This is a genomic window from Salinisphaera japonica YTM-1 (assembly GCF_003788585.1).
GTDB lineage: Bacteria > Pseudomonadota > Gammaproteobacteria > Nevskiales > Salinisphaeraceae > Salinisphaera > Salinisphaera japonica.
Genome location: NZ_AYKG01000052.1, coordinates 1 through 7,199 on the forward strand (window position 1 = coordinate 1; position 7,199 = coordinate 7,199).

At 64.7% G+C, this 7,199-nt stretch carries 8 protein-coding genes and 1 tRNA gene; 5 read left to right on the forward strand and 4 right to left on the reverse strand.

The annotated features are described in order from the left end of the window. Positions 1-64 precede the first annotated feature (64 nt). Positions 65-1,720 (reverse strand): dihydroxyacetone kinase subunit DhaK, encoded by a 1,656-nt coding sequence (locus SAJA_RS13100; protein WP_221180242.1) that lies wholly within the window; start codon positions 1,718-1,720, stop codon positions 65-67. Between the two features lie 140 nt (positions 1,721-1,860). Between SAJA_RS13100 and SAJA_RS13105 the strand changes: the two genes are divergently transcribed. The 4 genes from SAJA_RS13105 (at position 1,861) to SAJA_RS13120 (ending at position 3,224) form a co-directional block, all read left to right on the forward strand. Further along, complete coding sequence (locus tag SAJA_RS13105) at positions 1,861-2,211, forward strand: DUF427 domain-containing protein (protein ID WP_123659124.1); 351 nt, start codon at positions 1,861-1,863, stop codon at positions 2,209-2,211. Positions 2,212-2,277: 66 nt separating this feature from the next. After that, on the forward strand, positions 2,278-2,886 hold the full coding sequence (locus SAJA_RS13110; protein ID WP_123659125.1) for a rhomboid family intramembrane serine protease: 609 nt from the start codon (positions 2,278-2,280) through the stop codon (positions 2,884-2,886). Positions 2,887-2,889: 3 nt separating this feature from the next. Continuing rightward, positions 2,890-3,108, forward strand: coding sequence for a hypothetical protein (locus SAJA_RS13115; RefSeq protein ID WP_123659126.1), 219 nt, complete (start codon positions 2,890-2,892; stop codon positions 3,106-3,108). Between the two features lie 40 nt (positions 3,109-3,148). Next, positions 3,149-3,224 (forward strand) — tRNA-Glu (locus SAJA_RS13120). A gap of 66 nt (positions 3,225-3,290) precedes the next feature. Here the strand turns inward: SAJA_RS13120 and nadS are convergent. Next, positions 3,291-3,590 (reverse strand): NadS family protein, encoded by a 300-nt coding sequence (gene nadS, locus SAJA_RS13125; protein WP_123659127.1) that lies wholly within the window; start codon positions 3,588-3,590, stop codon positions 3,291-3,293. A gap of 5 nt (positions 3,591-3,595) precedes the next feature. Then, positions 3,596-3,907, reverse strand: coding sequence for a type II toxin-antitoxin system RelE/ParE family toxin (locus SAJA_RS13130; RefSeq protein WP_123659128.1), 312 nt, complete (start codon positions 3,905-3,907; stop codon positions 3,596-3,598). Between the two features lie 121 nt (positions 3,908-4,028). Here SAJA_RS13130 and SAJA_RS13135 point away from each other — a divergent pair, with 121 nt between their 5' ends. Continuing rightward, entirely contained in the window at positions 4,029-4,820 is a 792-nt protein-coding gene (locus tag SAJA_RS13135) for a YrhK family protein (RefSeq protein WP_123659129.1), read from the forward strand. Positions 4,821-4,834: 14 nt separating this feature from the next. On the opposite strand, the gene yccS is transcribed toward SAJA_RS13135, so the two are convergent. After that, complete coding sequence (gene yccS / locus SAJA_RS13140) at positions 4,835-6,988, reverse strand: YccS family putative transporter (protein ID WP_123659130.1); 2,154 nt, start codon at positions 6,986-6,988, stop codon at positions 4,835-4,837. Between the last annotated feature and the right edge of the window lie 211 nt (positions 6,989-7,199).

Below are 7,199 nucleotides of genomic sequence, written 5' to 3' on the forward strand. Positions count from 1 at the left end.
GCCCGTATGAAACGGTAACAGGCCCTCGGCCCGCTTGTCTGAAAACCGGTAGTTTAGCCCGAGCTCATTGCTGGCCGAACCCATCCGCCACGGCCGTGATGATCGTGACCATGGCCTCTGCTCCGGGATCGACATGTCCGGCCAGAGCATCGGCGCGGACATAGGCGGCACGCCCGGCACCCGCCTGGCGCATATCGGCAGTGGCCTCGGCGCCAGCGCGTGCGGCCGCCGCGGCCTGCTGCCAGCCGTGTGTCGACAGACCGGTGTCGGCCAAAACGTCGAGTGCCGGGCAGAGCGCATCCAGCAGCGTCCGATCGCCGCGGGCCGCCCCACCGTGGTGCTGCATGCGTGCCACGCCGGCGGCCAGTGCGGCGGCCAGATCCTCGCCATCAGCCAGGGCGTTGCCGGTCGCGGTCGCCAGTATCGAAAGCAGCACACCGGATGAGCCGCCCATGTCGCGCGCCAGAATATCGCCGATCTCACGTGCCATGCGGGCCGGTTCACCGGTCGACAGCCGCTCGCCGTCCAATGCGCTCGTCACGGCGTTTGCGCCGCGCGCGAATGCGGTGCCGGTGTCGCCGTCGCCGGCCGCGGCATCCAGATCATCCAGGCGCTTTCTGTCGGCAACAACCGCCTGACAGACGGCGGCCATGCGTGCTGCCATCGACGCATCCTGGGCACCCGCCGCATCTGCTGAATCGGCCGGCTGATTCAGGGTGGCGCCTTCGATGGCCTGCACATCACACGCGCCCGGCCAGCCGATCGCCGCGACAGGCGCGGCCAGGGCCGTGCGCCGGGTGTCATCGAGTGCCAGCAGCGTGATCGAGAAACCGTGCATGTTCATCGAGCTCATCAAGGGCGCAGGCACGACAGCGGTCTCGATCAGCCCGTCCGGCGCCTGGGCGATGACCTCGTTGAGCAGCACATGCATCTCCTGGGTCGAGCAGCCGCCCATGTTGTTGACCAGCACCGCACAGGGCTGCCCCGCCAGGCCGGCATCGCCTGTTTTGTCGAGCAGCGGCGCAAGCGCCAGGGCGACGGCCTCGCGGGCATCAGCCGGGGCTACTTCACGCACACCCGGCTCGTTATGAATTCCCAGGCCCAGCTCGGGCGGGCGGGCCTCACGCGTGGTGCCCGGCAAGGTCGCGCTGGATAACGCGAGGCCGATGGAGGCCATCGAAACGGCTGCGGCTTCGGCCTGGCGATGCACCTCGGCCAGTTCGGCGCCGCTGGCCGCCGCATGGCCGGCGATCTTGTGCACCAGCACGGTACCGGCCAGCCCCCGAGCGGCCACACTATCGGGCAACGAGATATCGTCGGCCACGATCACGGTCTCCACCGCATACCCTTCGCCGCGGGCGCGCTCGGCGGCCAGGCCGAAGTTGAGCCGGTCGCCGGTGTAGTTCTTGATGATGAGCAGGGCCCCGGCCGGCCCGGTCGTGGCTCGAATGGCGGCCAGCACGGCTTCCACGCTCGGCGAGGTGAACAGATCGCCGGCGACGGCTGCCGTAAGCATGCCCTGGCCCACGAAGCCGGCATGGGCGGGCTCGTGGCCGGCCCCGCCGCCGGAGATGACGGCGACACAAGCGGGGTCGCGCTCACGATCGATCGCGATACGAAACGCCGAATCGCGCGCGGTCAGGGCAATCGGTGCGATACGGGCCAGGCCGGCCAGCGTATCGTCGACCACGGCATCGGGGTCGTTATAGAAAAAATCCAAGATGAGCGCTCGCGAGATAGAAAACAGTGGATCACCCGATGGTGCGCCGGACCGTCGTCGACGCACAACAGGCGACGACCACGCGCAATCCGGTTAGGCTGGCCGGTATCGTTCGACGACTGTCTCGGCAGACAAACGCCATGTCCGACACTGACCGTATCGCGATACACGACGCCGCCGGCACGTCGCAGGTGTTCTGGGGCGAGCATCAGATCGCCAAGACCACCGCTGCGCGGGTACTGGCCGAAACCGGCTACCCCGAGCGGCTGTATATCCCGATGGACGCTGTGGCCACCGATATGCTGGTGGTCTCTGACACCATGACCCACTGCCCGTACAAGGGCGATGCCACCTACTATCACGTGCATATCGACGGCGAACAGCTCGACGATGCGGCCTGGTGCTATGCCCGGCCCATCGATGCCGTGGCCGCCATTGCCGGGCACCTGGCCTTCGATCATCACGCGCTGACGATCGAACGCCCGGACTGATCGCCGAGCCCACGCGGCCCGGCCGGGCCAACCCCGGCTGTCTTTTCCTTTACGGCATGAAACCCGATGTTGATCACCGTCATTCTGATCGCCGTGACCTGTGCGGTCTCGATCACCTGTTTTTCCAACCAGTCGTTGACCGAGCGCCTGCTGCTGTGGCCGCCGGGCGTGGCGCGTGGTCAGTACGACCGGCTGGTAACCAATGCCTTCGTGCACGCCGACGGCGCACATCTGGCTTTCAACATGATCACGCTGTTTTTTTTCGGGCGCGCGGTGGAGCCCTTTGTTGAACGCTATATCGGTATCGCGGGGTTCGTATTGTTCTATCTGGGCGCGGCCGTGGTGTCGGTCATACCCAGCACCATCAACCACTGGAACGACACGCGCTATCGCAGCCTGGGCGCGTCGGGGGCCGTGTCGGCGGTGCTGTTCGCCTTCATCCTGATGGCGCCCTGGACCACGATCTATGTCTTTTTCATTCCTGTGCCGGCGATCCTCTATGCCGCGGCCTTTCTGGCCTATGGCCTGTACGCCGGGCGCCTCGGGCATGACCACATCAACCACAGCGCGCATCTTTGGGGTGCGGGCTTCGGCGTGGTCTTTGCGCTGGCCATCGAGCCGCGCCTGGCCGGCGTGTTCGTCCAGCGCCTGATGAACCCGTCGTTCGGGTTCTGAGTGATGCTGAAACTGTTGTTCTGGGGCGGCCTGCTGGCCCTGATCTTCTTCGGTTTACGTGCCCGCTATCAGCGCTTTCGTCGTCGCATGCGCGGCGAGCCCGAACCCGAACAACAAGGTCCCAAGACCGTCACGCTCATCCTGATCGCCATCGGCCTGGTCTATGGCGGCGTCATCGTCTTTCGCCTGGCGACCGACGGCCTGGACGGAATCTTCTATTGAGCTTGGGCCCGCTTGGCCTTATCATCTCGCGCTTGCCGCAGCTCCCTTCGTCTAGCGGTCCAGGACGTCGCCCTCTCACGGCGAAAACACGAGTTCGAGTCTCGTAGGGAGCGCCAATAACTTGGCGGCTTACGGCTATTGCCTCGACCGGGTTTTATCTTTGCGCCGCAGGCGCCCCCCGGTTACTCCCCGCTTTTCTGAATAGCCGCAATAACGCCGCTCGGATCCTGTTGTATTGCAAGCAGCAATACGGCGGCCGGCCCGCTTGGCTTGCGCCTGCCCTGCTCCCAGTTGACCAGCGTCCCTTTGCTGACGTGAATCAGGTTCGCAAATTTTTCCTGCGATAACTTCGCTGATTCGCGGATCGCCTTGATCTCGAATGTGTTAATGACGTGTTCGCGCGCAGGCGTACGCTCGCCCTTCACGATCTCATCGGCTTCTTGAACGCTGTCGAGAAGCTGCGCAAAAAGATTGTTATCCATACCGCTCACCAAGTAGAGACTATTTGCTTCAACGTTTTCTTCTGGTCATCGGTCAGGTTTTCTTGCCTGGATTTCTTGTAGGCCAAAAGCATGATGATTTGATCGTGCGAACGACGCCAGAAATAGATCACACGGATACCGCCGCTTTTACCGGTATTCGGTAATGCCCAACGGACCTTTCTGATTCCACCTGTGTTCTGGATTAAAGCGCCCGCATCCGGGTACATCGCCAAATAATGCTGCAGCTTGGAATAAGCATCATCATCCAGAATCTGCGTGATGCACTGGGTGAAAATCGATGTTTCGGCGATAACCATCGCTGGATAGCATATACGCCAGCGGCATACATGCGCCAATGGCGCATGGCCTGCGCCGCGATATTACGCGCTTTCGGGGTTCGCTATCCTAGATCAGAGCACTCACGACAAAGCAGTCGATATGCCCCATCTCGTCACGCACCGGCCCCGTCTGGCCCGTCCGGGATCTACCGATACCCGCGACACGGGCAACCACGTCTGGCAGACGATCAACGCTTACAGCTACAAGCTGGGCGGGTTGTGCTTTGTGGCCGGCAGTGTCTTTTTCTTTCCGAGCCTGGCCGCCTATATTGCGGTAGGCGACTGGCTGTTCTTCGCGGGCTCGCTGCTTTATCTGCTGGTCACGGGCCACGATCTCCTGGAAGTGCATCAATACTGGCGGGCACATCCCACGCATACCGGTGCCGACACCATCGAGCGGATCGCGGCCTGGAGTTATGTATTAGGCACGCTGGCGTTTGTCGCCGGCTCGCTGTGTTTTCTGCCGAGCCTGGAATGGATTGCCGCGGGGGCCGTCTGTTTCATTATCGGCTCGATCGCGTTCATCGTGGGCGGGCTGGTCAACGTGTTGCAGGTCGTTGAAGCGCCGTCGTTGCTGTATATGCAGCTGTTCAACGTGACCGTGGCGCTGTTTCTGATCGGCTCGGCGTTGTTCACCGTGGCCTCCATTCCGTATCTGTGGCAGCTGGCCGATCCGGCCGATACCACCATCACCCGGTTTGCTGCGGCCCAGTTCGTGACCGGCAGCCTGTTGTTTTTCGTCGGCGGCGTCGTGACCTATTACCGCGGCCTGGTGGGCAACAAGCTGGCGGCCTGGTGCCGGGCCGGCGGCATGGAAACAGCCTTCATCCATCTGCTGCGCGACGAGATTCAGGAAAAAAGCCGGATCAAGGCGCGCGATACCAAGCGATAGCATCGCGCGTATCGTCATGCGATGAGCCGGGTCGCGATCGCCCGCAGCACGGCCAGCTCGTCAAACAAAAGCTGTAGGAGATGAGCGGCCCGCCGCGTGGCCGGATCGACGTCGCCGCCCAGCTCGGCCAGGGCGTCGTAGCACAGCGCGGCCTCGCGCGTGTTGCCGCTGATTGTATCGCCCCGGACGAGCGCGTTGCCCATGTGCTCCCAGGCATCGGCGATATGCGCCACGCTGGTGGCCAGCGTCGTTCGCGCAGCCTGACTTTCGGCCAGCCGCACGCGATGCGCCCCCAGCGCCGATAGATGCCCGATCACGGTCTGTGAGGCGGCCAGCATCTCAAGCGCTTCGCGGTTGTCGGCCCGATCGCCGTGCGGATCAGCCAGGGCCGTGGCCACGTGGCCGGCCAGCGCTGCATCGGCGTTGTGGGCGGCCCGCCGGGCCACGCGATAGGCCAGGTCATCGGCGCGGCCGGCGTCGCGATACTGGGCGAACAGCGCGCGTAGATAGGCCGCATGGGCGGCCAGGGCATCAGCCAGACGATGATGCAGCTCGCGCTCGCGCCAGTCCGGCCAGACAAAGAACATGGCCAGTGCCGCCAGGCCGCCGCCGATCAGCGTATCGACCAGGCGCGGCACGATCAGATCATAGCCGCTGCCGACCTGTTCGAACGCCAGCAGGACCAACACGCTGATGGCCGCAGCCGCCACGAAATACCGCCGAAACCGGGTGGCAAAGAATACCGTGCCAGCGATCACGATCAGCCCGAACTGAATCTCTTGCATCGCGAACAGCTGGAGCAGCACCCAGCCGATGACCAGCCCGGCGAGCGTGCCGCCGATACGCTGGCCCAGGCGGCGTCGTGTGGCGGCGTAGTCGGGCTGGCAGACCAGCAGCGTGGTCAGCAGGATCCAGTAGCCCTGGGCCGGGTGAATCGCGAGCAGCAGCCCGTAGCCGGCCAGCAGCGCGATGGACAGCCGCAGGGCATGACGAAACCGGGCCGAAGCCGGGGTCATGGCCGCCATGATGCGCCGCCCGGCCTCGGCCACCGAGTCCGGCTGCGGGTCGGCCAGTTCGGCCGTGTCGGCCTCATGGCGCGCCGGGCCATCGTCGGCGACGCGGTCGATCAGCGCATCGAGATTGACCGCGATATCGGCCACGGCCGCTCGGGCATCCGCCTCCCCGGCCGGGCCGTTGGCCTCGCGATAAGCTAACGCAGCGCCCAACTCGTCGCTACGCTGTCGCATACGCGTATCGGCGGCCGAGGTCGTGTCGTAGCGAAGCGTTTCGGCCCGTGCCGACAGGCCGCGGCCAATGGCCTCCAGCAGGCGTTGGCAGCGAAACATCACGTCGCTATGAAAAAACGCATCGCGCAGGCGCTGATACGGATAATGCGCCGAGCTGGCCCGCTCGTGGATATCCTGGGCCGCCAGATAGAACTGCAGGTTGTCCTGCATGGCCGAGCGCGAGCGCCGACCGGACAGCCGGTCGATCAGCGCCAGCCGCGTGTCGTTGAGCGCCGCCACCACGCGGGCGTTGTCATGGGCCAGATCGGCGCGGCGCGCGGCGACATCCACGTCGCCGGAGGGCTCGAACAGCCGGGCCTTGGCCGCCAGATACGCCGCCAGCGCATCGTACAGGCGTGCCAGGGACTGGCGCACCGGCCGATGCACGAACACCGCCTGCCAGACCAGTGCCAGCACGCCGTAACCCGCGGCCCCGGCCACCAGCAGGGCCGGCTCGACCCAGAACGCACGCGGCGGGCCGGTATGCTGCGACACACCGATCATCGTATAGATCGCCAGCAGCAGCGTGGCCCGCCCGATCGTGGCAAAACGCACGCTGGCCGCCCCCAGCATGACCAACGCGAAGCTGCCCACGCCCAGGGCCAGCGCGAACAGCGCGTGGCGCGTGACCAACAGCTCCACCAGCAGCGCGGCGACGGAAAAACATGTCAGCGTGAGCAATAACGCCCGGGCACGGCGCCGCCAGGAGTCATCGGTTTCGGCAATACCGGAGGCGATGACGCCCAGCATTAACGGGATGAGCTGGTCATCGTGGCCGGTGAGCGCGGTATAGCCCATAACCGCCGACAACGCCACCAACACGCGAATGGTGTCGGCAAAACGATCGAAGGCGATGAAACGCGTCAGCCAGATACCGGGCACGGGCGCACAGACCAGAGAGAACCGAGGCCACAGTCTAGGGCCTGTTGCTGTTTCGTACGAGTCCGCGCCAAGTGCTGTTTTGTGGCAAGACGAGGCGTAGCCCACTTAGCGTGTCGCTCTGCGCAAGAGGGCTAGAACGCTGGATTGCCAACGTGTCGTAAATTCTAGGGCGCTTGTCCCGAAGGGTTGGGCCCAAAATCTGGCCATGCCG

Excerpts from the sequence above, each read along its gene's own strand:
- SAJA_RS13105 (WP_123659124.1), top strand. The coding sequence starts at position 1,861 with ATGTCCGACACTGACCGTATCGCGATACACGACGCCGCCGGCACGTCG.
- SAJA_RS13110 (WP_123659125.1), top strand. The coding sequence starts at position 2,278 with ATGTTGATCACCGTCATTCTGATCGCCGTGACCTGTGCGGTCTCGATC.
- SAJA_RS13135 (WP_123659129.1), top strand. The coding sequence starts at position 4,029 with ATGCCCCATCTCGTCACGCACCGGCCCCGTCTGGCCCGTCCGGGATCT.
- SAJA_RS13115 (WP_123659126.1), top strand. The coding sequence starts at position 2,890 with ATGCTGAAACTGTTGTTCTGGGGCGGCCTGCTGGCCCTGATCTTCTTC.
- nadS (WP_123659127.1), bottom strand. The coding sequence starts at position 3,590 with ATGGATAACAATCTTTTTGCGCAGCTTCTCGACAGCGTTCAAGAAGCC.
- SAJA_RS13130 (WP_123659128.1), bottom strand. The coding sequence starts at position 3,907 with ATGGTTATCGCCGAAACATCGATTTTCACCCAGTGCATCACGCAGATT.